The sequence below is a fragment of the Ensifer sp. D2-11 genome (assembly GCF_054161295.1).
On the sequence record NZ_CP096435.1, the window covers coordinates 292,083 to 316,511 of the forward strand.

Below are 24,429 nucleotides of genomic sequence, written 5' to 3' on the forward strand. Positions count from 1 at the left end.
ATTTCCCGGCTCCGAGCGGACCCTTGCCGTCGCCGACTGCCAGCCCACATCCCGCATCGGTTGAATTTGCACGCGAACTCTCCGATCAGTTGGTTGCGCCGTGGTCGCCGGAGAGAGATTATAGATAATCGCCACATTTATCTATATAGATCGGCCAGAGGGATTGCTAAGAATGCCGGATGTACACGCTTTAACGGAGGGAAATTCGGGCAAATCCGGTGCTGCTGCAGAGCGTTGGACTCTCGGCGATGCAAAAAAAATCTATAATCTGCCGTTCAATGATCTTCTCTTCCGCGCACAGTCCGTCCATCGCGCGCATTTCGACCCAAACGCCGTGCAGATGAGCCGGCTCCTGTCGATCAAGACCGGCGGCTGCGCGGAGGACTGCGGCTATTGCAGCCAGTCGGCGCACCACCCGACCGGGCTCAGGGCCTCGAAGCTGATGGAGGTCGAGCCGGTCGTTGCGGAGGCCCGCAAGGCCAAGGCGGGCGGAGCGACGCGCTACTGCATGGGGGCCGCCTGGCGCAGCCCGAAGGAGCGCGACATGGGAACGATCGTCGCCATGGTAGAGGGTGTCAAGGCGCTCGGCATGGAGACCTGCATGACCCTCGGCATGCTGACGCCGGCACAATCGGAGCGGCTGGCGAATGCAGGTCTCGACTACTACAACCACAACATTGATACGTCCGAGCGCTTCTACAGTAAGATCATCGCCACCAGGACCTTTGCCGACCGGCTGGAGACGCTCGCCAATGTGCGCGAGGCGGGGATAAAGGTCTGCGCCGGCGGCATTCTGGGCATGGGCGAGACGGTCGACGACCGTATCGCCATGCTGGTGACGCTCGCCAATCTGCCAACCGCCCCCGAAAGCGTGCCGATCAATATGCTGATCCCCATCCCCGGATCGAAGCTCGCCGACGCGCCACCCGTCGATCCGATCGATTTCGTCCGCACAGTCGCGCTCGCCCGCACCCTGATGCCGCAATCCCATGTCCGTCTCTCGGCCGGCCGCACGGATATGAGCGCCGAGATGCAGGCGCTCTGTTTCTTCGCCGGCGCCAATTCCATCTTCGTCGGCGAGACGTTGCTGACCGCCGACAATCCCGCCGAGGATGATGATGCGGCGCTGTTCCGTCGCCTCGGGTTGAAGCCGATGGGACTGCATCTGGCCGAACCGGAGCCGGCCGAATGACGCTGCGCGCTCTCGTCCGTTACGAAACGACGCTGGCGGGGCTTGAACGCAAGGGGCGGTGCCGGGCGCTCGCGCCCCGGTGGGGTCTCGATTTCACCTCGAACGATTATCTGGCACTCGCCGATTCGCCGCGTCTCAAGGCTGCCATCGCCGCGGCACTCGATCGCGGCGTGCCGGTCGGCGCCGGCGGATCGCGGCTGTTGGGCGGCAATCATCCGGAGCATCAGGCGCTGGAGGCGGAGGCGGCCGAATTTTTTGGTACGGACCGGGCGCTCTTCTTCGGCAGCGGTTATGCCGCCAACGCTGCACTGTTCTCGACCCTGCCGCAGCGCGGAGACATCATCGTCCACGATGAGTTGATCCATGCGAGCGCCCATGAGGGCAAGGCAGCGAGCAAGGCGGCAGCAGTAGCGGTCCGGCACAACGATGCCGATGCCTTTGCCGATGCGATCACGACGTGGCGCACTGCTGGCGGAAAGGGGCGTCCGTGGATTGCCGTCGAAAGCCTATATTCGATGGACGGCGACCGGGCGCCGCTCGCCGAACTCGCCGCCCTCGCGGAGCGGCATGAAGGCTTCCTGGTGATCGACGAGGCGCATGCGACCGGTGTTTTCGGCCCCGGTGGGCGCGGGTTTTCGGCTTCGCTGGAGGGCCGAGACAATGTCGTGGTGCTGCATACCTGCGGCAAGGCGCTGGGGGTTTCGGGCGCGCTGATCGGCGGGAAGGCGATCCTTTGCGACTACCTCGTCAACCGCGCCCGCAGCTTCATCTATTCGACCGCGCCATCGCCACTGACGGCCGCCGCCGTTCGCGAGGCGTTGAGGATCCTCGCGGATGAGCCGCAGCGCCGAGCGGCTTTCGATGAGCTCAGGGCCTTCGCCAATGAGGTGCTTGACGCAACCCTCGGCATCGAGGGCAGCGGATCTCAGATCCTGCCAGTCATGATCGGCGACAATGCCCGGGCGGTGCGGATTGCGGCGCGCCTGCGCACCGAAGGCTTCGATATCCGCGCGATTCGCCCGCCGACCGTGCCCGAAGGCACGGCGCGGCTCAGGATCGCGATCACGCTGAATGTCGACCGGCCGACGATCGCTGAGATGCTGGAGAGACTCAAGATCGCGATCGCAGAGGAGGGGCCATGACGCCTCGCATGGTGGTCACCGGCACGGATACCGGCATCGGTAAGACGGTCTTTGCTGCGGCACTCACCGATGCGCTTGCGGGCTGCTACTGGAAACCGGTGCAGTCCGGCCTCGACGGCGAGACGGACAGGGAAACTGTGCGGCGGCTCGGGCAGATTGCGCCCGACCGCATCCTGTCGGAGGCCTACAGGCTAACGACACCCGCCTCGCCCCACTTCTCTGCCAAGCTCGACGGCGTCACGATCCTGCCGCACGGTCTTTCGCCGCCTGAGACCGACGCGCCGCTCGTCATCGAAGGCGCAGGCGGGCTCATGGTGCCGCTCACGGAACAGACTGTCTTTGCCGACGTTTTCGCGCGCTGGCGGATTCCCGTTGTCCTCTGTGCCCGCACCGCGCTCGGGACGATCAATCACACGCTGCTATCGCTCGAAGCACTGCGCGCTCGCGCGATCCCGATCGTTGGCGTCGCCTTCATCGGCGACGAGCAGGCGGACACTCAAGGCACCATCGCCGCGCTCGGGCGGGCCCGCGTGCTCGGGCGATTGCCGCGGCTCGATCCTTTGACGCCGGATGCCCTGCGGCAAGCCTTTCGCGCGCATTTCGACATCGATTGCTTCCGCGAGGTGGCGGCATGAGAAGTTCCCCCGTATGGCACCCCTTTACCCAGCATGCGCTCGAAGCGCCTATGAAACGGGTCGTCAGCACCGACGGCGCCTATCTCGTCGACGAGGATGGCGCGAGGATACTCGACGCGATCTCCTCCTGGTGGGTGATTACCCATGGCCACCGGCACCCGGCGATCATGGAGGCGATCCGCCGCGCCTCCGAAACTTATGACCAGATCATCTTCGCCGAATACACCCACGCGCCGGCGGAGGAACTTGCTAAGGGCCTGATCGGGATGGCACCCGCCGGACTGAAGCACGTGTTCTATTCCGACAGCGGCTCAACCGCGGTGGAAGTGGCACTAAAGATGGCGCTCGGCTACTTCCACAATGTCGGCGCCCCCCGTAGTCGCATCTGCGTCTTGGAACACGGCTACCATGGCGACACGATCGGCACGATGTCGACCGGCGAACGCGGCGTCTTCAACGCGGCTTATGAGCCGCTTCTATTCGCCGTCGACCGGCTGCCGTTTCCCGAAGCCGGCCGCGATCAGCAGACGCTCGACGCCTTCGAGGCTTTTTGCGCGTCCGGTCAGGTTGCGGCGTTGCTCGTCGAGCCGCTGGTGCTCGGCGCCGGCGGAATGAAGATATATCCGGCTTCCGTGCTTACCGAACTGAAGCGGATCGCCGAGCGGCACGGCAGCCTGCTGATCGCCGACGAGGTGATGACTGGATGGGGCCGGACGGGTACGCTCTTCGCCTGTGAGCAGGCGCGGATCGCACCTGACATCCTCTGCACCTCGAAGGGACTTACGGGCGGCGCGCTGCCGCTGGCGGCGACGCTTTGCACGGGCGAGATATTCGATGCGCATCTTTCGACTGACCGCCGCAGGACGTTCTTTCATTCGAGCTCCTATACGGCCAACCCAATCGCCTGCGCGGCCGCTCTCGCCAATCTCGGCATCTGGGAGGCGGAGCCGGTCGGCGCGCGCGTCGAGGCGCTCGCGGCGAAGCAGCGCCTTCGTTTGCAGCGCGTCGAAGCCGACGCGCGCTTCCGCAACATTCGCCAGGCCGGCACGATCGCCGCACTCGATCTTGCCGCGCCGGCGGGCGGCTATCTCTCGGATGCCGGACCGCGGCTCCGGGCCTTCTTCCGCAAGCGTAGGCTCCTCATCCGCCCGCTCGGCAATGTCATCTATCTGATGCCACCCTATTGCGTAACCGATGCCGATCTCGACCGGGCCTATGATGCGATCGACGAGGCGGCATCAGCCTTCGCGGCGGGGCGGCTATGAGCTGCGCCCGGTCATCTCGCCTTGCCGGCTTCGGCCATTTCGTGCCGGCGCGGCGCGTCGACAATGCCGAGATCGAAACGCAACTCGGGCTCGAGCCGGGCTGGATTGAGCGCCGCACCGGCATCCGCACGCGGCGCTGGGTCGAGGAGGGTGATACGCTGAGCGGCCTTGCGGCTAAAGCTGGAGAGGCCGCACTTCAGGAGGCGGGGATTCCGCGACGCGACATCGCCTTAACCCTGCTCGCGACCTCGACGCCCGATCACCTGCTGCCGCCATCGGCGCCGCTGCTAGTCCATCGTCTCGGCCTTTCCAACTCCGGTGCGATCGACCTTGCCGGCGCCTGCTCGGGCTTTCTTTACGCGCTGACGCTCGCCGATGGTTTCGTCCGCACTCAGGGAAAACCGGTCCTCGTCGTGGCCGCCAATATTCTGAGCCGCCGGATCAACCCGGCGGAGAGGGCGAGCGCCGTGCTTTTCGCCGACGCGGCCGGCGCCGTCGTCGTCGCTCCCTGCGACGATCCGGACAAGGGCCTCATCGGCGTCGATCTGGCCTCGGACGGAAGCGGCTACGACCTGATCACGATTCCCGCCGGCGGCAGCAGCCGGCCCTTCGCGTCGGGCATGGCGGCGGCGGATGCCTTGATGGCGATGCGCGACGGGCGGGAGGTATTCGCCCGCGCTGTCGAGATGATGACGGCTTGCTCTAAGCGCGCGCTCGCCGATGCCGGTCTTGGGGCCGCGGACGTCAGCCGCTTCGTGCCGCACCAGGCGAACGTGCGGATCGTCAACGCGGTTTGCGGCAATCTCGGCATCGACCGATCAAGAACCGTGCGGACCATTGAGGACCACGGCAACTCCTCAGCCGCGACGATCCCGCTCTCGCTCTCGGTTGCACACGGGGTCAAGCCTTTCACAGCCGGGGAACAGATATTGCTGACAGCGGCCGGCGCGGGACTAGTCGGAGGGGCGGTGCTCATCGGCATCTAGATGGTTTTGGAACTCGTGTCGCTTGGCTGATAAAGGGGGTCTTCCTCACTTTGTGTGGTGATAAAAATTGTTGAGCGGCAGCATGCGTGCCCTGAGCAGCTCGGGGCCAGCTCTGCCATACATCGCACGCTTGATTGTCTTCAGGCGGTTGATTTGGCCTTCCGCCTGGCCGTTGCTCCACGGCAGTTCGATGGCGTTGAAGACGGCGTCAAGATCGCGGTGCAGGATGCGTGCAAACCGCGCAATTGCGACCAAACCCGAGTTAAGGGCACCGTCAATCCAGCTGTCGAGCTTACCTGGGTCGCGGCTGCGAAAGATTCCGCGGAAGCGCATAGCAAGGCTGCGCATTGAAGCGAATTCAGGCGAGCTCTGTTTCAAAGCATCGACCCTTCTCGCCTGGCTGATCGTCAGCATGCTTCGCGGCTTCAGGCAGAGGGCAGCAGCGACTACCGGCGAGATCACATGGCCGGTGTCCTGATCGCGTATCGGGACGGCATCGCGGCCCGGGTGACGCGGTATGATCGGAGCGGGCGACGCGCTGTCCTCGACCGGCCGCTCGGGGCGCCGCCAGCTAGCGAGAAGCCGCTCGAGATTCGAGAAACTGCCCGTGTAGCCGCGCTGTTTGATATCGTGGAACAGATGCCGTCCGCAGCGATTGCCATCTTTCCAGCACGCCCCGAGGAACGCCTCGAAGTATAAAGGGGATGTTGGCTTCAAAGCCGACTTCTGTCGGTCGGGTGGCGTCTCGAAGTCAGCCATTTCGCGATGCTGCGCCGACCGTAGCCGGTGCGACGTGCGATCTCCGAATAGGACAGACCTTCTTTGTTCAAAGCGTGCACAGTATCGAACACCGCCTGCCGTGATTGTCGATGAGCGTGACGCACCGCTGCCATGAGCCGGGTATGCTGTGGCTCGGCGCTAAACCAGGAAAGGCGCATTGCCGCTTAAGGATCGATGCTACGTGCGTTCGTCATCTGGCTTCGGAAAGAACCGCCCGAACCACAGGGCCGGCACATCCACAAGGGCGCGGTCCGGCCTTGTTTTTTAAAGCGCTGCGCGCCATTCGCCCGGAGTGACGCTTGTCTTCGCCTTGAACGCGCGAGTGAGATGGCTCTGGGAGCTATAGCCACATGACAAGGCTATAGATGCAATGGTTCTAGTCGGATCACGCAGCAGATGGCAGGCCCGGTGAATGCGTCGCTGATCGACATAACGGTGTGGCGGCATCCCGAAACTCACCCGGAACATCCTGGCGAAATGGTAGGTGCTGAGATTTGCCTCGCCGGCGAGGTGATCCAGCACCAGCGGCTGGTCAAGATGTGCTTCGATGTAGTCGACTATCCGGCGGCAGGCCGCTGTCGCTAGGCCGCCGTGCAGCGGCGGTGTGTCCGGCCGGACGCCGTGCCGTTTCAGAATCTGATAGATCACCAGCTGGCAGGCCGAATCCAACGCCAGGCGGTCGCTGGCGTCCTTCCAATCAAGGGACAAGATGCCGCCTTTGATCAGCATCGCGATGGCGGGATCATCCGAGAAGGTCAAGTCCATAAGGTCGATACGACGCGGGTCCAAGTCGAAGCCGGTGAGAGCGCGGTAGGCGAGTTGCTCGGGTTCGACGTAGAGATGGAACATCCGCATGGAGCCCCTGATAAGCCATCGGCTTTCGTGGCCTGCTGGCAAAAGACAGATCTTGCCGGGCGCGCCCCGAGAAGACGGGGCTTCTTCGCGAACGACTTGAAAGCCGCCCTCCAGGTAAAGGCTGATCGTGTGGTGTTGCGGGTGATCGTAGGCCGCGCGACTATCGCGATTGCTCCATTCCGCGACCGACAGACCCTTGTAAACCGCCCCGGACCGCTCAAGCCGGGCTCCTATGCGCGATAGGGCCATAGGAACGTCGAGACCATGCGCTTTCATCCATACACCGCTTCTCTGAGGAACCACCGCAAATTACCCGCTCAACGCGATACGGGCAAACAAGTGGGAGACAAAAACAGCAAGAATGTGCAAAGCGGCCGCATAGATTGAGAAGACGCGTAAAGACCCAATGGCAGATTCTGAAGGCACCGAACCAGTTAGGGTGATCTTCAGTGACGGCGTTCTTCTATGCTTTGACAGTGTTGATTTGGGGTACGACCTGGATCGCTATCCACTACCAACTTGGTGCCGTACCCGTTGAGGCCTCGGTGGTCTACAGATTCGCGCTGGCCGCCGCGGTCCTGTTTATCGGACTTCGGACGACGGGCCGCCTGCGCGCGATACCCCCGGGTCAGCAGCCGTGGATCTTGCTCCAGGCATTGTGCCTGTTCTCCTGCAATTTCATCTGCTTCTATGTCGCTACTGGCTATATTCCGAGCGGCGTCGTTTCGGTGGTCTTCTCGGCGGCGACGATCTTCAACATGATCAACGGCTTTCTTTTCCACCGCCGCCGACCTTCCGGCCGTATTCTCGTCGGAGCGTCGTTTGGTGTCGTCGGCATAGCCTGCCTGTTCAGTGATACATTGGCTGAGGCCGCACTGGATTCTGGGACGGCGAGAGGATTGGCGCTCGCCTTGCTGGGAACGTGGTTCTTCTCCGCGGGCAACCTCGTCTCGGCTCGGAATCAACGCCACGGGCTACAGGTCGCAACGGTCAACGCCTGGGGCATGCTGTATGGAGCGGCGATTGTGGCGCTTTTCGCATTCTTCCGCGGCGTGCCCTTCACCTTTGATGCATCGCCGACCTATATCACTTCGCTGCTCTATCTCGCCATACCCGGCTCGGTGATCGGCTTCACGACCTATCTCACAGTGGTACATCGCCTTGGGGCCGAGCGGGCGGCATACATGACGGTGCTGTTCCCGATCGTCGCGCTTAGCATATCGGTATTGTTGGAAGACTACAGGTTTACCCCAGTTTCAGTAGCCGGCTTAGGCTTCGTCATGCTGGGAAACGTGCTCGTGCTAATGAAGCGTCGGGCGACCGTCATGGAGGCTGGAGCGGCGCACGGCGGTGGGGCTGAGCGTTGAGGATACCTCGGAGAAGGCGGAGGACTGACTAACCGATGTCCGCCGTTCTCCATCGAACGGGATCAAGGGTCGTCCTACCCGACCTCTCGTCACGCCCACTTCATATGCGACGAAGCTTGGCCAGCACTCGCATCTGCGCTTCTCCGTCCAGGATCAGGTCTGACATTTGAGGCATAAGGGCAGAACGGCGAGCGAGACGGTAGGGGTGCTCCATGCCAACCTCTATCCTCACCGGCCGCTGAGCCGGTCTGGCGACGAGCCTCGCTCGCTGAGCGGCAGCTATTCAATCAAGAGCAGACCGCGCTTGCGGTCGCCATCCAACGTATCCATGGCTTTGAATAGGCGTTCCCGTTCGACGAGCCAAGGCTTGAATCTTTCATTGACGTCCAGGACGAAAACCATGTCTTGCTCTTCGAGATAGGCCGCAATCGGCGAGTGATGGCCACTGCCGGCGCGGAAGATGCCTTCTCGATTGAAGTTGATGATGTAACGACGACTTGGGTCGTTTGACCGCTTCATGTGTTCCCGAAACTCGTCTACGGTCAGCTCGCGGAGCACCGTTACGCTGCGTCTGGTCTTCAGTCGGGTAAGCTCCGCGAGTTCGTCCAACGTCAGACCAATGAGGCAGAAGCCTGTCCAGCAATATCCGGTGTCATCGAGCACAGCCGCTTCCGTCGTTTCCTCTTCGCCGATCGAACGAAATGTATTGGCGACACTCGCCGGGCCACACAGCGATGCATTGGACTGCCAGACGATTTGATGTTGAAAGGTCCGCGCGACCGGCAGCGACCAGGCCCCTTGCAAAAGGTCGGGTGTTCTCGTCACCGATAGTTGGATCGTCTCGCTTGAAACGCCGGCAGGCATACCAAGGAGGGTCGCAGCCCCGGCAGCGAGCACCGCCGCGACAGCGACCCCCGCAAGTGCCCTGGCCCACCTCATGCATCACCACTCGGTTGCTTGAATGCTACGGCGGGCTTGACCATCATGTTCCCCTTGATTTCTGGCCGTAGTCGATGGCGGCCAGCGCTTACGCAGCAATGCTGCTTGCCTTCCATTCATAGGCGAAGCTGGCGGCTCAACAAACAAGGTCAGGATATCGACGCCATATGCAGCCGCCAACCGGTCAAGCATCGACGCGAGGGTTGTGTGCCGCGTTCAGCGCCGCCGCTCGCGGCGCGAGCGACATTCGCGTTGTCGCCACGTGCCTTCTCTCGAAAACTCTCCCACAACTCTACCACTTCATTCAAGTGGAGCGGTTTGCCGGAGAATCGGCCTCGGTTCCCGCCTTTGCATAGGCCGGCCGAGCATAAAGCTCCTTGCTTGGAAGCAAGCCGAGCGCGAGCAGCCCAGCAGACGCAGAGTCGCCGAAACCACAATTCTCCTCCAGAGGGTACGAGGAGCCGGTACTCGGCTTTTACGGTTAATAGGCAAAGCAGCTCCATGGCAGGGAACATCTGCCGGCGCTTTCTGGCGGTGGTGGTTGATGGCAGGCTTCGCGGGAAACGTCGCAACGATAGGTGCCTGGAAAATGAATGGGCTCAGCCCAAAAATGCAGCGAGAGCATTGCGGGTCTTAAAGAGCCCGCCTGGAGACGTGAAAAAGTGATGAGATCTCACGTTGGACGCTTCGGTTATCGATTCAGGCCGATCGATTGTGCGATCAGGTCAACGCCCGCACTTTGCATTGGGACGGTCGTCCCAATCACCCGTAGAGGGGTACTTTGGTAACGACCCGCAAAAGGAGCCCGCTGAGCGGGCTCCTCTCTAAAAATGAATCACATCCTTGAGCGTCATCAAAAGATAAGCTTCTGGTGGAGCACCGGGTATAGCCCCCTAGTCCCCTCCGGTCCAATCACTTTAGTAATTCATAATTTACGAAGGCCGGCCGCCATGTAGTCGTCTGCGTATATTGGCCGTATCAATCTGGAAAGCCTCTCGGGAAGGACAAGCGCGATGCGGCGCCGCGGCGTTGGCTCTTCCAGCCAACGGACGGTGTAGGCCGGACCAAGCCACAATAGCCGCGGCAACCGCCAGCGCCCTCGGTGCCACCACGCTTCAATCCGGTGATGGGCCGGTTGGGTTTAAGCTTCCCGAACCCGCAGGCGCAAGTTGATCGTGGAGCTGACCACTTCGGATTCCAGGTGCAGGGCGAGGATATCGGTGAAGCCAAAGCTTAGGCTGGAGGACCGCAGCCTGGTGCTGACGCGTGCCGCCTGATCCAGATCAAATGGGAACAAAGCGCCGAGCCGCTCGTTCGAGCGCCTGTGAGGGCGCAAGTCGCGTCCTCCAAACCGGGAGACCCCGCATGGGCAGTGCAAAGGACAAAGTGGCCGGCAAGGCCAATGAGCTCGCTGGCAAGGCCAAGCAGGCCGCAGGCGATGCAACCGACAACAACTCGCTCCGCGCCAAGGGCGCGGCGCAAAAGGCAAAGGGCGGTGCCCAGCAAGCCAAGGGAAAGCTAAAGGACGCAGTTAAGGACGCTGTCGACAAGACTTAAAGCATTGAAGCTGCGGTTAGTGCGAACCTGTTCTGTGCCCTGGCGGAACAGGTTTCTCTTGTGAGCAAAGGAAAGCCCCTCCGATCGTTTGCCCGAGGCCCAAGCTACCCATCGGTAGCGGGGCTGAAGCGGGCCGGCGCGGCCGCTCCCTCGAAGGCGAGTAGCGCTCGGAGCGACTGAGGCGGCCATTAAAGGCCGCAGGGCGGAGTGCCATGTAGCAGACCGGCTTACAAGAATGCCCTGCGGCAGCGAGAAGGCCTCGTCGGTCGGGGCGAACACAGGGAACGGGCAGTCTCCTTTCAATGTCGTCGACAAGCGCGGCGTCAACGCCAGCCGCCACCGCCGTGCAGATGATGTCGTTGTCGGCGGCGGCGATGATCGCCTTTGCCGTCAATCCTGCCCATCGAGGAAGAACCGAACCATTTGAGAAGACGCATCCGGACCATGCGGGTCCGTATACGTTCCAGAGGGATGGCCGCCGGACCAGGCATGGCCGGCACCCTCCACCAGCCAGTATTCGACAACCGGCCCTGCCGCGCGGTCCGTTACGATGGTTCTTGTATAGCTCCGCCCGCTGGCGCAGCGGCCGGGTTCCTGACGAACGGCGCATCCCGCGCCAGTTGGCATTGCCGCCGCGACGATCCGATCCGCGTTGGAGGGATGGACCGTCAGATCCGCGCTTCCTTGGAAGACGATCGTCCGGAGCCGGTGCCGATTGGCGAGCCGCTTCGGACTGTCTGCAAGACCGCCATCGCCACGCATCGCGGAGAAAGCTGACATAACGTCGTTGGCCGATCCGTAGGCCAGGCCGGAATGAATCCCTGCGGCGGAATAGAGATCGGGATAGGTCTCGCCCATGACCGCCGCCATTGCGCCCCCTGCCGATAGCCCTGCCACGAAGACGCGGCTGCGATCGAGGCCGAATTCCGACATGATCTCCTTGGTGATCCCCGCGATGATCGAGGGCTCTCCCCGGTCGCGCATCTGGTCGGCGGGCCTGAACCAATTCCAGCAGGACGACGCATTGTCGGCGCTGCTTTGACGGGGATAGGCAATCACCAGACCGTGCGTCTCGGCGACCGCGTTCATGCCGGTTCCCGCTGCAAAGTCTTCGGGGTCCTGCTTGCAGCCATGAAGCATGACGACAAGGCCGCGGGGCCGATCGGTTGCGGATGCGGGAACGTAAAGCCTGTAGCTTCGAGAGCCCGCAGGGCAGGTGAAGGCTCGCGCCAGGAACTGTGCCCCCTCCGGCATGATGGGCTGGCGGGCATGTTTGGCGGTGCCCGGCAGGCCGGCGCCGTGAAGCGATCCGAAAACGCCGGGTACCAACCGATTTTCGCGCAAGATCCGTACGGTTTCTCCCAAGGATTTCCGCAACCTTCGCGACGCGATGCGATGGGCAACCTCTTGGGCGGGCTCTTCGGCCTCAGGCTTTGCCGACGGTTCGATGATCTCCGCATCCGGATCAAGCGGAAATGGGGTGGAACGCTGAACTGGCGGCGGTGGTGTGATCTCCGGATGTGTCGAGGTGCGAGTATCGGAGGCCGGTCGGCCGGCCAGTGCATCCTGGATCACGCGTGTCGCCTCGACGAGGTTCAGGGCGCGCGTGGACTGTACAGCACGACGCATGGCCGTGGCAAAATCTTCATTCATCGACTTGTCCTTGTTGGTCGGGCCGCAGTTCTATCGAATACGTTCGGCCAGTGCCGATCGCAGCTCGGCACTGGCCTGGAGTGCACCGAGCACGGTGATGGACTCAATTGTTGCCAGAGCAAGTTCCGGTGTGACGTCGGGAGCGATGCGGGCAAGCCCGACCACCTTGATGTGAAGTCTCTCTCCGGCCGCCTTCAGTGATTCCAGATCGGCTCTGCTGTAGTCGCGCAAACCCAGCTCCAGCGTGTGCCGGACGATCGACTGCTTGACCGCCTCGGCCTCGGACGTGAGCTGGTTGCGGATCGCTGTGCGGATGAAGTCGGTGCGATTGGAATAGAATCCTTCCTGCACGAGAAGGTCGATGCGACCGAGATCGACATAGCCGAGATTGATGGTGATCTTCTCTGATTCACCGCCCCTTTCGCGAAATTTGTAGCCATCATCCCTCATGTTGTCCATCCAAATACCAGGTTTATGGATGGTATATGGATGGCTCTGGCTCAATTGCAAGAGCCATGGTGTTGCGGGCGGCGGAATTACAGTTCAGATCAGCTTCGAGGACTCCAGGCCAACTGTTTCGAGGCACGATGCCTGAGGGCCTAAACGCTAGAAGCCGTGCTGATGTCGTCGGCGGGAGCTCCCGCTCCTTCGCGCGAGGTGAGCGAGCTGTGGACCATCCGATGGTTCGCCTCCGAGCGCGGCCATGCACGGCTTTCTAATGCGTGGAGTAAGTGAAACGAGTTCGCCGGAAACGCAGCCTAGGAGGATGCTCGGCTCAAAGTCGATCGTCTTCGGGGTGGGAAGCGTCTGGCCGCCGCGATAGCGCTCCAGTATCGGCAGGCCACCCGAATGCTTCGGTGCCTTCGAGAAAGCGGTCGCGGACGCGGCAACGTTGATCGTCCGGCGAGATGTGGAGCCGCAGATCACACCCGCCGCGATTGGTGAACTGGAAGCCCTCCATCTCGGCAATGCGACGGTCACGGCGCTTGACTACGCTATTCGGGTCGAGGGCCTGTCTGCGGCCGAAGCCGTAAAGAGGCTTGCCGCATAGAAATGGCCGGGCTGATCATCCTGGCTGGTGGTTGGATCAAGAGCTTGCTATCTGCCGCCGCGGATAGGGGCACGTCGGCGTCGGCAGTGCTCGGTAATAGGAGGGGCACTATCTCATCTCGCCCGACACCATCGAAGTAGTGTTGGCAGTTGCACAATCCTGCAATGCCGCGATTGGGGTTTCTGCGAGAGTAATTCCGTTGTTTCACCACCACGGCTTGTCGCGGAGCGGGCTGAGATCGCCGCGGAACATCCTGATACAGAAAGACCCCGATGCGGGAGGAGGTGCATCGGGGTCTCTGAACTAGATCGGTCCTGGGAGGAGGAGTGAACCGATCGGCGTCTGGCGCCGTGGGAGGAGGTACAGCGCTTCGACACGGAGGAGAATAATTCACTCCCCCTGAATTAATAGGGACGATGTTGCATTGCAGCATTGCGCCCGGCGCAGGGCAGCAGGCCGACCCGGCCACTGCATACGGCAGGGGCGTGGACCAACGTAACTGCTTGAAGATGCTAACGCCGAAACAGGCGTTGAAATGGCTTGCTGGATGGCTTCGGTGTGAGCGTGGGCATTGGTCAGAGAACGCGGTTACGGTTTTCGCGAGGGTGATTCTGTCGTTCCAAGAATACTGGATAGTGAAACGGCGAGGATCGATAGCAGAACTAGAGCCAGCGCCGGAATGAGGACCGCCCACGGGGCGCGCTCCAGATATGGCATACCTTCGGCGAGGACGAGGCCCCATTCAGGGGAGGGCGGTCTTGGGCCCAGACCCAGAAAACCCAACGCCGCGAGGGCCAGGGCTGTGCCGGGTAACCGCAACATGGCATGCCGGAACACAGGGCCAATCACTGCCGGCAAGACGTAGCGCGTCATTAGTCGGAAGCGGCCGACGCCGAGAATGGGAGTGATCCGGACATGCGGTTGCGCCAGCACTTCCGAGACGAGTGCCGCCGTGTGGGCGGCAAGCGGCGCCCAGGCGACAGCCGTGACGGCGATGATGGCTCCGCCAGTGCTTGGCCCGGCAAGACCTGACACGATAAGGCCAGCAATGACGGGCGGGGTCGCCTTCGTGATTTCTATGGGGCCGGCTGCCACCCGAGGAGCAAGCCCGATGATCAATCCGAGGGTGAGGGACAGGGACACGACAACGACGGTCATTGTTATGGTCGACAATGCGCCATGACTGACGCGAGCAAGAATATCGCGTCCGGTCGCGTCGGCGCCAAGGAGTAGTTCAAAGCTCGGCGGCTGCAGGCGCATAAATGTGGAGGTAATGGGATCGCGCGCCAGGCCGGCGACAATCAGGACCAAAAGCGTCGCCGCCGCGATGACCGGTATCAACCAACTGTAACGTCGAGACATACTCTCGACCCGCGGCACGGGCAGAGCGCCGAGACGCAATGCCCGCCCAAGAAGAAGCGCCCGCCCGAAATTTGCCATGCCCCCTAGAACGACCGCAATTGTCAAAAGGATGAGGATGCCGGTCTGTAACGCAGGGAGATCCTGCGCCGACGCTGCGCCCAGTGTCGCTCTTCCGAGACCGGGAATGGAGAATACTTGCTCGACCGCGATAGCGCCTCCTGTGAGGCCAACCATTACTATACCGACCTGCGGCATCAGGCTAGGTAGGGTTCGCCTGAGCACGGCGAGGGCGATCTTCCAGCGCGGAAAGCCTGCCACGAACCAGGTGGCAACCCATCGCTCGGAAAACGTCGCCGAAAGCCCATCGCTGAAGAGGCGTCCGAGCAATCCACCGGCCGGCAACCCGAGTGCCAGGGCAGGCAGCACAGCATAGTTGATGCCGCGCCAGCCATAGGGGGGAAACCATTTCAGCCAGGCCGCAAAGATTACGAGCAGCACCGATGACAGGAGAAACTCCGGCAGTGCCGTCAGCGCTGCGCCGGCCGCGCCCGATGTGGTGCAGTGCAGATCCTGCTGACGCTGGTCACCGTCGGCGCGCTGATCAATATCCAGGTGGCCGCGATCGTCGTCGCCTATGGGCTCGCCGCGGTGGCCCTCACATTCGTCTCCGCTCGTCGCGCCCGTGTCTTCCTCGACAAGGCGATAGAGGCCGGGCAGGAGAACGCCCGCTTCGTCGGCAACGCCATGAACGCCATGGAGACGCTACGGCATTTCGGCAGCCATGACTGGATGACCCGGCGCTTCACTGAGAAGGCTGAGAAGGTACGCGACAACTGGCGCGCCTATGTGCTGCAGCGCGTCGGCTACATCGCCCTGCTCGGACTGGGCATGACGCTCCAGTTCGCCGTCACTTTCTGGCTGCTGCTGCCGCGCTACGAGGCCGGCGCCCTGACGATCGGTGACATCGTGCTGTTCAACACCTTGCTGCTCCAGCTCAACATGCCCTTCGAGATGATTGCGCACGCCATCGACGACGTGGTCCGCTCACGCGCGGCGCTCGCGCCGCTGGCCGCCATGTGGGCGGCGCCAGAGGAACGGCAGGTTCCCCATGCGCCGACCTTCGTTCCGCGCGCGGGTCGCATCGTCTTCGACAGCGTCGCTTACGCCTATGGCAACGGACGCGGCGTGAAGGATATCTCCTTCACGGCCGAACGCGGCGGCATCACGTTTCTGGTCGGAGAAACCGGCTCCGGCAAGTCGACCATCTTCAAGTTGGCACTGAAGTCTGTGGAGCCGGACGAGGGGCGCATCCTAGTAGACGGAGTTGACCTTGCGATGATCGACCGCGCCGACTGGTATAGCGGCGCCGCCGTCGTTCCACAGGACGTCGTTTTGCTCAACGAAAGCCTCGCCGACAACATCCTGCTCGGCCGTCCGCGTGATGAAACCCGGCTGCGCCTGGCAGTCGGGAAGGCCGCCATCCTGCCCTTCATCGAGGCGCTCCCCGACGGTCTCGAGACAAAGGTCGGCGAGCGCGGCCTGAAACTTTCCGGCGGCGAGCGCCAGCGCATCGCCATCGCCCGCGCCCTCTACGGCGATCCAGCCATCCTTTTCCTTGACGAGGCGAGCTCCGCGCTCGACGCGGCCACCGAGCGCGACGTCATGGAACATATCCGGATGCTCGCGGAGGATGTAACCGTGCTTGCGATCACCCATCGACGGACAGTCATCATGGGAACAGATCATGTGATCGATCTCAACAGCACATGATGATCGCCTGGGGCGCTTTTAATGGCTGTCAACGTCCCAAGGGCGACGAGGGCGGATCGCGCCGTAGATCGAGGTCATCCATCGACGTGGACCAAGGCGCAACGTCAAGGCAGTGCAATTCGCAACACCCGAATGGGTTGATTGGTTCCACCGCGTCTTCTGCCATGCTGGGCGCGCCAGCTATGGCCGCATAACTTAAACCAAACGGTCTCAGGTAAAGCCGGGGCAGTTCAGGCCTAAAACGCTCGGGATCTAAATTATTCGAACTCAATTAACTTCTAACCAATGACATTCGTGAAAAATGAAGCTCGCCTCAAACTGCGCTCTTCCGAGAAAGGTGGCGGACAACAAAATTGCAGTTATGTCGGGAATTGGTGACATGTATAAAATATTAATTTCTTGTTTTCATAATAGTATCCTCAGAGCTGCCAAATTATACCCTGAGAGCACTGATCACGCTGGCCAAGTCGCACTTGCCTCCCACCAGAGCTTTGATCGCAAGATTTCCATCCGGATCATCCTTGCGCTTCTTTGCACGGCGATTCTGGCGCTGTCCATCGTTGTGCCGGCCTATCGTGACTTCACTTTGTCGCGTCAAAATCTGCAAGACGTTCAGCAGTATCGGTTGATACTTGATACCGCGAACTACCTTGCGGCAGAGCGAGGCCCAGCGAATGCTGTGATGTCAGAGGAACCATCGCCCGACAGCGCAAGCATGCTGCGGTTGGCTAAATTCAGGGTGCGCAGCGATCGTGCCTTGGCCCAGCTCGAAGCGGCTCCTGTTGCCCGTTTCGGATTGCACGTGCACCCCGTCCCAGCCGATTTATTGCAGGATGTCCGCCGGCAACTATTTGTTGCGCGCGCGAAGGTTGACCACGTCGCAGCCGTTTCACGCGCAAGCCTGAAGCTCGACGAAGTCCAGAACGCAATCGAAAGCATGTTCGAGGTCTCGGACAAGTTCAGGGCCTTGATCGCGTGGAACGCCAGCGAGCTGGTCCACCACAGCACCGGTCTCGAAGCGCCGGTACTTATCGGCCAGATGCTTAGTGACCTGCGCGACCATAGTGGCAGAGTAGGCTCCGAGATCATCGCGCCTCTCGCAACAAACCAGAAAATACCACTGCAAAACTTGATTGACGGTCGTGTCGCACGAGGCCGACTCATGGAGCTCTGGCAACTGGTTAGCCGCCATGCACCCGTCTATAGCGCTCCGGCACTGTTAACCAGCCGTAAGGAAATAGAGCAGAAGTTCTTTCGCGATGGTCTGGGCCTGGTCGATGAAGTCATTAGCGAGGGACGCAGCGCCCCTGCGTACACTCTGACAGCAACGGAGTTCACCAACAGTTATGTTCCGGCCATGTCGCCAATCGAGACCTACCTGAGTGCCTTTCTCGATACCGTCGAAAAACGATTCACAGCTGCGCAGGTTGGAGCACTAACAACGCTCGCAATAACACTGCTCGCGACCACCGCCGTCCTCGCCTTCCTCGTCCGGATCATGCTTTCGATGCGGGACGAGGTTTTTCGTCCTCTCCTGCAAGCGCACGCCAATATTCTGCACTTAGCGGCTGATCGCCAGGTCCCTCTGCCGGCCGATGCCGCCCGAGCAGGAGAGATGCGAAGCCTCTTTGAGGCAATCGAAGAGTTGCGGGGAAAACTCCAGGAACGCACCATGCTTATGAGCGAGTTGAAGAGCCAGGCGGAGACCGACGGTCTCACAGCGCTCCTCAATCGCAGAATGCTCGACCGCTTCGCTCGATCGTCGTCGACCCAAAGTCCCGCCGACGAATACCTGTGTCTCATTCTCATAGATATTGATCACTTCAAGCAGGTCAACGACACGGTCGGTCACCTCTTTGGCGATCGGGTCCTCGTTCAAACTGCTGAACTGTTGAGAGCTCACCTTCGTGCATCCGATCTCGTCGCCAGGTTCGGCGGTGAGGAGTTTGCCATCCTGGTTCCCGGCAACGATCTTTTGGGGGCCATACAGATCGCGCGAAAGATTCGCTTCGCAATCCAGAATTCTACTTTCACGACGCCCGATGATGCGCCGTTTCGTGTCACAGCAAGTTTCGGCGTCGCGTGCGGACGCCGTGGCGAGGACGGGTGGCCAGAATTGATAGCAAATGCCGACGCAGCACTCTACCGGGCAAAGTCTGAAGGCCGTAACCGCGTTCGATTCACGCGCAACACATTGCCGCCAAGTCTAGTCGCGCAGCTTCATCCGCATACTTTTGTGGCCACCGTGGATCATAAGGCTGCATCTTGCTCGTGAGCGACATCACAGCGCCGGACGCACCGAGTAGAGCATGCGCCAACCGGCGGAGCGTGAGGTCGCTCCGCCGGTTGGCGCGCGGGGTTCATTCGGTAGTCAACTTGCGGGCTTCATTGAACGAAGGGCCGCAATCAAATCCGAGTTGCCATACCGGACCTCGCCGCCAGGTTCGACATCGACAAGTCCGCCTCGGTTGTGAGCATCGTAGAGCTTCACCAAAAGCTCAGAGGCACTCGGGCTCACGACTCGGCCCAAGGTCTCGAGCCATTCTCCGCGAGGCACAGCCCAGGCCGTCACGACGCGTCCCAACAGACCAGTGAAGGCTGCGGCGACATCTGCGGCGCTGTATCTGCGTGGTCCTTCAACATGCACGATACGCTGGTTTGTTTCTTGGCCTCGCCGCAGGAGCAGGTCGGCCGCAATCATCCCGACGTCGTGCGCGGAGACAGTAGGAAATTCGCGCTCAACAGGGTGATGGAAGGTTGGGAGAGTGCCGGTGGCCCTCGCGATGGGAAAGCGGGCGGCCCATCCTTCCATATGTTCGGCCGATCTCAGGAAGATCTTCCTGATGGGCAGTTCGCCGAGGCGCTCCTCGAAGTAGCGGAAAATGGTGGGCATTCCAATATCGTCGCTCACATGCGCGCCGTAATCGGAGATGGCCAATACAAGATCCGGACGCGCCTGCCCGAGGGCGCAGACGATACTGTCGATCGATCGGACCATGTCGTCGGCCGTGTCCGGAACGTAAGGCAGGGGAGGGCAGATGACCTGGACGGCAATACACCCAGCTATGGCTTGGGCAAGATCATTCGGGTCCTGCAGATCGGCAACAGCGATATCGCATCCAAGCGCGTAAAGACGGCTTGATTTTGTTGTGTCGCGAAGGACTGCTTTAACCGGAACGCCGGCCTGGCGCAGCGCGGATGACGTGGAATAGCCGACCTTACCGGCGGCTCCGAGAATCGCATACATAATCGTTACCCCTGTGTTTCAGTAGTCTGCTTGCCGACCTCAGAGGCGAAAGTGACAAAAGCGCTTAGACGATGCTGCGACGGTGTCGGCCTAGAATTCCTTGACGAGTACCACTGTCCAAGCAGTCTCGTCCGATATTTGGGCTGGTGACACAGTGATCGGCTCCTATTCCTTGCTATGCAGGAGCAAGGAATACGGTGTCGGGATAGGCATCGTCGCGCAGATTCAGGCTTATCTTAGCAGGATCGGGCGGAATTCTTTGGCTGGTCGGGCGATCTCGCCGGGTGTGACGCCGAGGAGACGGCGCATCGTCGAGGCCATATGACTTTGATGGGCAAAGCCCGCTGCTCGGGCGATCTCGCTTGCAGTCATTGCTGTCGTGGTGATCAGGGAGCGGGCATATTCAACGCGACGTCGGATGACATATTGATGCACGGGAATGCCGGTACTGTTGCGGAACAGAGCCTTAAAACGCGTGACGCTGACACCGGCAATCGCAGCACGGTCGGCAAGGTGAAGTTTCTGATCCAGATTGGTTTCAATGAACTCGGTGACGATCCGAAGCTGGCGTGCCGACAGCTGTAAACCACTGCGGCTCTCTGCCAGTGCTGAGCCGGTAGTCGCGATCTCGATCAGTCGAACTGCCAGGGCATTGGCAAGGAGATCAACATAGAGGGGATCGGAGGGAATGTCTGCCTCGAGATCTGCCTTGATCGCCCACCCAATCGCCTCGATGCGAGCATCTCGCACCTGCAGTCTTGGCAGCAACTCGGTCTTTTGATCGCGGCCGAGCTCTTCTGCGACCTCACGCAACAGCGTCGGGTGAAGGCTCAGGCGTAAGATCTGGCAGTCGGCGTCGTCTTCCCAGGAACCGTCTACACCTGCAGGTATGATGTCGATGTCGCCCGGCTTCTGGACCCGGCGCATCCGCCTTCCTCCGCATGAACAGTCAGCATTAACCGGAGGGCCGAAATGCATGCCAAGCCTATGTGTAGCGCGACCCGGTACCCGTGAGACTCCCTTGTGGATGTGGAGATACTGCGCTTCAAGCCTTCGCCACGCTCTGCCGTCGCTGGTCAAAAGGATCTGCGAGGAGGGTGGGGAAGAAGTCAGCATAATGCGATAGCTCGAGAGATGCCGTGAACCTTCACCATACGGCAGGTCTCTCGCTTAAACAAACGTGCAAATTGAGCTTGCATCAGTTCACGACCGTTGTCGGGCCCTTCCGGCTGTAATATTGTTGACCGAACCGCGGCTCCGTAAGGTCTCGACCCCTCATGGCGCACCGGTGAACATGATTCACCGGTGGGATGTATTTGAGGCGCTCTCCCGGTGATGACATACCTGCAGGGGCACCGAAAGTATCGGCAATGACCGAGCCACAAGGATGCGTTAAGTGTGCAGTGATCGCAACACGATGTCAGCAGAGAAAAAGGTAAGCAGCGCTGTGGCCGCTCGTATCGCTTGGAGCTCCCGATTTTGATCGCACTTGGTTTTAGGGTGTCGTCGCAGGCGCAGGATCGCGCAGTACTTGATCAGAGGCCGATGCAGGATCTCCCTGGGTCGGCGGGGCGACTGGTGTTAACGCAGCGCTAATCCTTGCTGCGAAGCTAGTAACGACAGAGGGAAGGCTCTCATTCTTATCCAGCAAATCGAACACGGAGCGCTCTAAGACGACGCTCAGAGAAGCCGCCGCGGGGCAGGGAGGTCAGCCTCGGTCAGGCGTGCTGAACGGGTTTGCTAAGCCTGTTCAGGGGCGCGCGGTGGCGCATGAAAGAAGAGCTGCTGAAACGGACAATGCGATCATTCAGCAAGCTGGCGTGGGCGGGCCTCCATCGGCAGGATGAGACCCCATGGCGTCACCCTTTCCGCGCCGGCAATCCGAAATCCGAGCTTCCTGTAAACGGTTATTGCCCTTGTGTTCTCAGGATGCGGATCGACGGCGATTACGGGCGCTCCAGCAGCAAACAATTCGTGCATCCGTTGCCGAATGAAGGCTGTGCCATGGCCACCCCCGATCATCGCGGGAACGCCGATATATTGGTCTATCCCGCGCGACCCAGGTGGAAGATGCCCGAAATGGTGCTCTTCCCATCCGTGAACCGAATAGTCCTGCATATATGCGAAGGGCTGGCCATTCAGTTCGACAATCCATCTTGTAACGCGCGTATCACACAGCTCCGCTCCATCGAAAGGTTTGCCATCATCCCACCATTCTCGGACGTGTGGAAGGCTTTGCCATGTCTGAAGCAGAGGAAGGTCGTTGATTGCGGCGGGTCGAAAAGTATAAGCTGCTGGTGCCATACTTCTCACCTTACGAACGAAGGCGTCGAAAGGCAAATTCGGGCTTCTAAGCCGTCATTTGGTCACTTCACGCCTGAACGTGATCGATCGTCGATCGTATCGATTTCTCAGGAACTGACAAGACAGCGATGTCCCGCGGCAGAGTCGCCGAAGCCGCCGGTTCATCGTGCCCCACCCGAAAGCCGAGCTCGGTGACGGCCCGATAGACACCCTGGGCCAGGAACACGTAGGTGGCTGGCCGCCGTGTGCTGTTTTACGCGGCGATGACACCGGATCGAAGGTCGATCTCGGTCGGCGGACGTCTTGTACAGTTTCCGGGCGGGCCACTTCCGGCGCTCAATCTCGCGAAATTCGGCTGATCGGGCATCGCCCTTCGCATAAATGCATCTTCTCCACACCAGCAGTCAAGATCCTGAAAAAGCAAGCGAAACCGTCGGCACATTATGCTTGTCGCTTATCAGTGCATGATCAACCCGCCATCGACTGCATATTGGCTGCCCGTGACGTAGGAAGAATCGTCAGAGAGAAGGAACAATGCCACCGCCGCTGCTTCATCGGCCGTTCCGACTCGTCCTAGCGGCACTTGATTTAATACGAAGCGTTCGAACTCCCGGCGAGCTTCGTCTGGCAAGAAGCTTCGGAAATTGCTTTCGATCGGACCGGGAACCAAAACATTAACACGGATGCCGCGCGGAGCCATTGCTGAAGCCCAGGAACGGGCCATCGCGACGACAGCGCCTTTGCTCGCCGCATACAGGCTGGTAGCTGACGCACCTTCATAGGTCGAACTGGACGAGGTGAGAACGATCGAGGTGCCTGGCCTTAGCAGTGGTGAGAGCATCGCCAACTGAAGCATAGGACCACGCACGTTCGTAGCCATCATCCTGTCGAAGTCACCAGCCTGAATTTCTTCTGGCGGGCCCAGTGTCGCGAATGCCGCATTGAGCCAAAGTCCATCTATTCCTCCAGCAGATTTCACAATCTCGGCAAGATCTGCAGACGCCGCAGGATCAGCAGCATCGTTTCTCACAACTACTGCTTTGTCGCCAAGCTCTTTGCGAGTCGCCTCCAGTCTGTCTTCGTTCATCCCGGTCAGAATAACCATTCCGCCCTCTGCGACGATGCGACGTCCGCCAGCGAGTCCGATGCCGCTCGTGCCGCCTGTGATCAGAACGTTTTTCCCAACAAATCTGGTCATGGACTTCCTCTCAGCAACATGGGCGTTGTGTGGTTTTCGAGAACATCGCCGACGCGATTACTGTCAAATCGCGCCCCAAGCCTCTTGTTTGCCGCTTCTGTGCGTCGCGTCGGGAACCTGGCCGACTACCGATCTCGGAGGAAGCCAGCTTTAGATCGCTTTCTCCATTCCGAGGGGGAATGGCCTTTGCGGGTGCGAAAAAGGCGCGCGAAATGGCTCGGGCTCTCTATCCCGCAGTGCGCCGCTACCTCGATGATCTGTAAATCCGTTTCGCTCAAGAGGCGGGCCGCGTGGTCCATCCGCCGGTTTGAAATTGCCTGCAGTGGCGTCTCGCCCGTTGCTCCACGAAATGCCCGGAAGAAGTGACCCTCTGAAATACCAAGTGGGATCGATAAGTCGGCGATGGCGATAGGCGCCGCCAGCATGGCGTCGATCCTCTCATAGGTGTCGTTGAGTTGCCGTCGCGTCAGCGTGTACCTAGCCGAGGCGTCTGCCTGCCGCCGCCCTGCAATTCTGTTGGAGAGGTATTCGGAAAGGGCGAGCGCCATTGTCGAGCCGTAGGTGGCATCCAGACTGCCGTCGCGATGGAAGACGCCACCCATCTGCGCCGTCATGCCATAGATGAAGTCGTCGCGGCCGACCAAGAAAGACTTGATGTTCGCCAGCCTCGGGCTCGCCATGGCCGGATCGATGGCGATTGCTCCCCATTCCCAGGCGACGTCGCGGAGAATGAGCTCGCGCCGACAACCGGCAGGCAAGAAGGAAATCATGCCCTTGGCGTCGCGCCCCTCATACCGATACCCGTCGTCCGTCCGAAAGGCATGATAGGCGGCGCCGCCGTTTAGGGTCACCATAATGAGGTGGAAGTGCGGCTCGATCTTGCCTTCGACCTCCCCCGTACGACCTCTCCGGGCGGTCTCAAACCGGCCACCGGACCATTCGGCTTTAAGATGGTCCTGGGGCGGTTGCGTCAGTTGCCAGTCTTCGGTTTTCATCGTCTGTTGCATTGGTACACCACTCGGCTAGCCTCCCGCCATGCTGTATCCAGCGGGTAGGATGCCGAGCGTATGGCTGGTTACAGGTACACGCATCCGAAATATCGGTGGTTTTTCCACCGCATCGTTCA

20 protein-coding genes and 3 pseudogenes are annotated in these 24,429 nt (G+C 60.8%); 11 read left to right on the plus strand and 12 right to left on the minus strand.

Features of this window, described 5'->3' with window-relative positions; all coding sequences use genetic code 11:
* The first annotated feature begins 172 nt into the window (after positions 1 to 172).
* From bioB to bioZ, 5 genes are read left to right on the plus strand one after another with little or no spacing between them, the layout of a single operon-like run.
* Complete coding sequence (gene bioB / locus M1D34_RS27125) at positions 173 to 1,192, plus strand: biotin synthase BioB (RefSeq protein ID WP_498785733.1); 1,020 nt, start codon at positions 173 to 175, stop codon at positions 1,190 to 1,192.
* A complete protein-coding gene (locus tag M1D34_RS27130) occupies positions 1,189 to 2,334 on the plus strand; it encodes an 8-amino-7-oxononanoate synthase (RefSeq protein ID WP_498785735.1) in 1,146 nt (381 codons plus the stop codon). Before bioB ends, M1D34_RS27130 begins: the two co-directional genes overlap by 4 nt.
* Positions 2,331 to 2,969 carry a dethiobiotin synthase gene (gene bioD / locus M1D34_RS27135; protein WP_498785737.1) on the plus strand — a complete coding sequence of 213 codons (639 nt, stop codon included), beginning with the start codon at positions 2,331 to 2,333 and terminating at the stop codon, positions 2,967 to 2,969. Before M1D34_RS27130 ends, bioD begins: the two co-directional genes overlap by 4 nt.
* The gene (locus M1D34_RS27140; protein ID WP_498785739.1) at positions 2,966 to 4,234 is read left to right on the plus strand and encodes an adenosylmethionine--8-amino-7-oxononanoate transaminase; all 1,269 of its coding nucleotides are present in this window, start codon (positions 2,966 to 2,968) and stop codon (positions 4,232 to 4,234) included. The genes bioD and M1D34_RS27140 overlap by 4 nt, the downstream gene beginning before the upstream one ends.
* Positions 4,231 to 5,220, plus strand: coding sequence for a 3-oxopimeloyl-[acyl-carrier-protein] synthase BioZ (gene bioZ / locus M1D34_RS27145; RefSeq protein WP_498785740.1), 990 nt, complete (start codon positions 4,231 to 4,233; stop codon positions 5,218 to 5,220). Before M1D34_RS27140 ends, bioZ begins: the two co-directional genes overlap by 4 nt.
* A 45-nt stretch (positions 5,221 to 5,265) precedes the next feature.
* Here the strand turns inward: bioZ and M1D34_RS27150 are convergent, their stop codons facing one another.
* The 3 genes from M1D34_RS27150 to M1D34_RS27160 all read right to left on the minus strand — a co-directional run bounded on the left by M1D34_RS27150 (position 5,266) and on the right by M1D34_RS27160 (position 7,131).
* Entirely contained in the window at positions 5,266 to 5,979 is a 714-nt protein-coding gene (locus M1D34_RS27150; protein ID WP_498785742.1) for an ISL3 family transposase, read from the minus strand.
* Positions 5,934 to 6,158, minus strand: a complete 225-nt coding sequence (locus tag M1D34_RS27155) for a helix-turn-helix domain-containing protein (RefSeq protein WP_498785744.1) — start codon at positions 6,156 to 6,158, stop codon at positions 5,934 to 5,936. The genes M1D34_RS27150 and M1D34_RS27155 overlap by 46 nt, the downstream gene beginning before the upstream one ends.
* Positions 6,159 to 6,264: 106 nt before the next feature.
* The gene (locus M1D34_RS27160) at positions 6,265 to 7,131 is read right to left on the minus strand and encodes a helix-turn-helix domain-containing protein (protein WP_498785746.1); all 867 of its coding nucleotides are present in this window, start codon (positions 7,129 to 7,131) and stop codon (positions 6,265 to 6,267) included.
* 173 nt (positions 7,132 to 7,304) lie between these two features.
* Here M1D34_RS27160 and M1D34_RS27165 point away from each other — a divergent pair, with 173 nt between their 5' ends.
* Complete coding sequence (locus tag M1D34_RS27165) at positions 7,305 to 8,222, plus strand: DMT family transporter (protein ID WP_498785748.1); 918 nt, start codon at positions 7,305 to 7,307, stop codon at positions 8,220 to 8,222.
* A gap of 279 nt (positions 8,223 to 8,501) precedes the next feature.
* Here the strand turns inward: M1D34_RS27165 and M1D34_RS27170 are convergent, their stop codons facing one another.
* The gene (locus M1D34_RS27170) at positions 8,502 to 9,161 is read right to left on the minus strand and encodes a phytochelatin synthase family protein (protein WP_498785750.1); all 660 of its coding nucleotides are present in this window, start codon (positions 9,159 to 9,161) and stop codon (positions 8,502 to 8,504) included.
* Positions 9,162 to 10,526: 1,365 nt separating this feature from the next.
* Between M1D34_RS27170 and M1D34_RS27175 the strand changes: the two genes are divergently transcribed.
* Positions 10,527 to 10,718, plus strand: coding sequence for a CsbD family protein (locus tag M1D34_RS27175; RefSeq protein ID WP_028004014.1), 192 nt, complete (start codon positions 10,527 to 10,529; stop codon positions 10,716 to 10,718).
* A 390-nt stretch (positions 10,719 to 11,108) separates the two neighbouring features.
* Here M1D34_RS27175 and M1D34_RS27180 read toward each other — a convergent pair whose 3' ends face one another.
* Positions 11,109 to 12,371, minus strand: coding sequence for an extracellular catalytic domain type 1 short-chain-length polyhydroxyalkanoate depolymerase (locus M1D34_RS27180; protein WP_498785752.1), 1,263 nt, complete (start codon positions 12,369 to 12,371; stop codon positions 11,109 to 11,111).
* Between the two features lie 30 nt (positions 12,372 to 12,401).
* Entirely contained in the window at positions 12,402 to 12,830 is a 429-nt protein-coding gene (locus M1D34_RS27185) for a CopG family transcriptional regulator (protein WP_498786247.1), read from the minus strand.
* A 433-nt stretch (positions 12,831 to 13,263) separates the two neighbouring features.
* Here M1D34_RS27185 and M1D34_RS27190 point away from each other — a divergent pair, with 433 nt between their 5' ends.
* Positions 13,264 to 13,422 (plus strand): hypothetical protein, encoded by a 159-nt coding sequence (locus M1D34_RS27190; RefSeq protein ID WP_498786284.1) that lies wholly within the window; start codon positions 13,264 to 13,266, stop codon positions 13,420 to 13,422.
* A 588-nt stretch (positions 13,423 to 14,010) separates the two neighbouring features.
* On the opposite strand, the pseudogene M1D34_RS27195 reads toward M1D34_RS27190, so the two are convergent.
* Positions 14,011 to 15,348 (minus strand): annotated as a pseudogene (locus M1D34_RS27195) (ABC transporter permease subunit); the annotation flags it as partial.
* Between M1D34_RS27195 and M1D34_RS27200 the strand changes: the two are divergent.
* Positions 15,340 to 16,554 (plus strand): annotated as a pseudogene (locus M1D34_RS27200) (ABC transporter ATP-binding protein); the annotation flags it as partial. The pseudogenes M1D34_RS27195 and M1D34_RS27200 overlap by 9 nt on opposite strands.
* A 379-nt stretch (positions 16,555 to 16,933) precedes the next feature.
* Positions 16,934 to 18,829, plus strand: a complete 1,896-nt coding sequence (locus tag M1D34_RS27205; protein WP_498785754.1) for a GGDEF domain-containing protein — start codon at positions 16,934 to 16,936, stop codon at positions 18,827 to 18,829.
* Positions 18,830 to 18,925: 96 nt separating this feature from the next.
* On the opposite strand, the gene M1D34_RS27210 is transcribed toward M1D34_RS27205, so the two are convergent.
* The 3 genes from M1D34_RS27210 to M1D34_RS27220 form a co-directional block, all read right to left on the minus strand.
* Positions 18,926 to 19,801: an NmrA family NAD(P)-binding protein gene (locus M1D34_RS27210; protein ID WP_498785756.1), complete on the minus strand. Its 876-nt coding sequence runs from the start codon at positions 19,799 to 19,801 to the stop codon at positions 18,926 to 18,928.
* A gap of 231 nt (positions 19,802 to 20,032) precedes the next feature.
* The gene (locus M1D34_RS27215) at positions 20,033 to 20,728 is read right to left on the minus strand and encodes a helix-turn-helix transcriptional regulator (protein WP_498785758.1); all 696 of its coding nucleotides are present in this window, start codon (positions 20,726 to 20,728) and stop codon (positions 20,033 to 20,035) included.
* A gap of 876 nt (positions 20,729 to 21,604) precedes the next feature.
* On the minus strand, positions 21,605 to 22,105 hold the full coding sequence (locus tag M1D34_RS27220; RefSeq protein WP_498785760.1) for a GNAT family N-acetyltransferase: 501 nt from the start codon (positions 22,103 to 22,105) through the stop codon (positions 21,605 to 21,607).
* A gap of 287 nt (positions 22,106 to 22,392) precedes the next feature.
* On the opposite strand from M1D34_RS27220, the pseudogene M1D34_RS27225 reads away from it, so the two are divergent.
* Positions 22,393 to 22,464 (plus strand): annotated as a pseudogene (locus M1D34_RS27225) (NADP oxidoreductase); the annotation flags it as partial.
* Positions 22,465 to 22,562: 98 nt separating this feature from the next.
* Here the strand turns inward: M1D34_RS27225 and M1D34_RS27230 are convergent.
* Positions 22,563 to 23,303: an SDR family oxidoreductase gene (locus M1D34_RS27230; protein ID WP_498785762.1), complete on the minus strand. Its 741-nt coding sequence runs from the start codon at positions 23,301 to 23,303 to the stop codon at positions 22,563 to 22,565.
* A 125-nt stretch (positions 23,304 to 23,428) separates the two neighbouring features.
* Positions 23,429 to 24,310, minus strand: a complete 882-nt coding sequence (locus tag M1D34_RS27235; protein WP_498785764.1) for a helix-turn-helix domain-containing protein — start codon at positions 24,308 to 24,310, stop codon at positions 23,429 to 23,431.
* Positions 24,311 to 24,429 lie beyond the last annotated feature (119 nt).

Excerpts from the sequence above, each read along its gene's own strand:
- M1D34_RS27230 (WP_498785762.1), bottom strand. The coding sequence starts at position 23,303 with ATGACCAGATTTGTTGGGAAAAACGTTCTGATCACAGGCGGCACGAGC.
- bioB (WP_498785733.1), top strand. The coding sequence starts at position 173 with ATGCCGGATGTACACGCTTTAACGGAGGGAAATTCGGGCAAATCCGGT.
- bioD (WP_498785737.1), top strand. The coding sequence starts at position 2,331 with ATGACGCCTCGCATGGTGGTCACCGGCACGGATACCGGCATCGGTAAG.
- bioZ (WP_498785740.1), top strand. The coding sequence starts at position 4,231 with ATGAGCTGCGCCCGGTCATCTCGCCTTGCCGGCTTCGGCCATTTCGTG.
- M1D34_RS27220 (WP_498785760.1), bottom strand. The coding sequence starts at position 22,105 with ATGGCACCAGCAGCTTATACTTTTCGACCCGCCGCAATCAACGACCTT.
- M1D34_RS27130 (WP_498785735.1), top strand. The coding sequence starts at position 1,189 with ATGACGCTGCGCGCTCTCGTCCGTTACGAAACGACGCTGGCGGGGCTT.
- M1D34_RS27235 (WP_498785764.1), bottom strand. The coding sequence starts at position 24,310 with ATGCAACAGACGATGAAAACCGAAGACTGGCAACTGACGCAACCGCCC.
- M1D34_RS27155 (WP_498785744.1), bottom strand. The coding sequence starts at position 6,158 with ATGCGCCTTTCCTGGTTTAGCGCCGAGCCACAGCATACCCGGCTCATG.
- M1D34_RS27150 (WP_498785742.1), bottom strand. The coding sequence starts at position 5,979 with ATGGCTGACTTCGAGACGCCACCCGACCGACAGAAGTCGGCTTTGAAG.
- M1D34_RS27170 (WP_498785750.1), bottom strand. The coding sequence starts at position 9,161 with ATGAGGTGGGCCAGGGCACTTGCGGGGGTCGCTGTCGCGGCGGTGCTC.
- M1D34_RS27140 (WP_498785739.1), top strand. The coding sequence starts at position 2,966 with ATGAGAAGTTCCCCCGTATGGCACCCCTTTACCCAGCATGCGCTCGAA.
- M1D34_RS27185 (WP_498786247.1), bottom strand. The coding sequence starts at position 12,830 with ATGGACAACATGAGGGATGATGGCTACAAATTTCGCGAAAGGGGCGGT.
- M1D34_RS27205 (WP_498785754.1), top strand. The coding sequence starts at position 16,934 with ATGTATAAAATATTAATTTCTTGTTTTCATAATAGTATCCTCAGAGCT.
- M1D34_RS27210 (WP_498785756.1), bottom strand. The coding sequence starts at position 19,801 with ATGTATGCGATTCTCGGAGCCGCCGGTAAGGTCGGCTATTCCACGTCA.
- M1D34_RS27215 (WP_498785758.1), bottom strand. The coding sequence starts at position 20,728 with ATGCGCCGGGTCCAGAAGCCGGGCGACATCGACATCATACCTGCAGGT.
- M1D34_RS27175 (WP_028004014.1), top strand. The coding sequence starts at position 10,527 with ATGGGCAGTGCAAAGGACAAAGTGGCCGGCAAGGCCAATGAGCTCGCT.
- M1D34_RS27160 (WP_498785746.1), bottom strand. The coding sequence starts at position 7,131 with ATGAAAGCGCATGGTCTCGACGTTCCTATGGCCCTATCGCGCATAGGA.
- M1D34_RS27180 (WP_498785752.1), bottom strand. The coding sequence starts at position 12,371 with ATGAATGAAGATTTTGCCACGGCCATGCGTCGTGCTGTACAGTCCACG.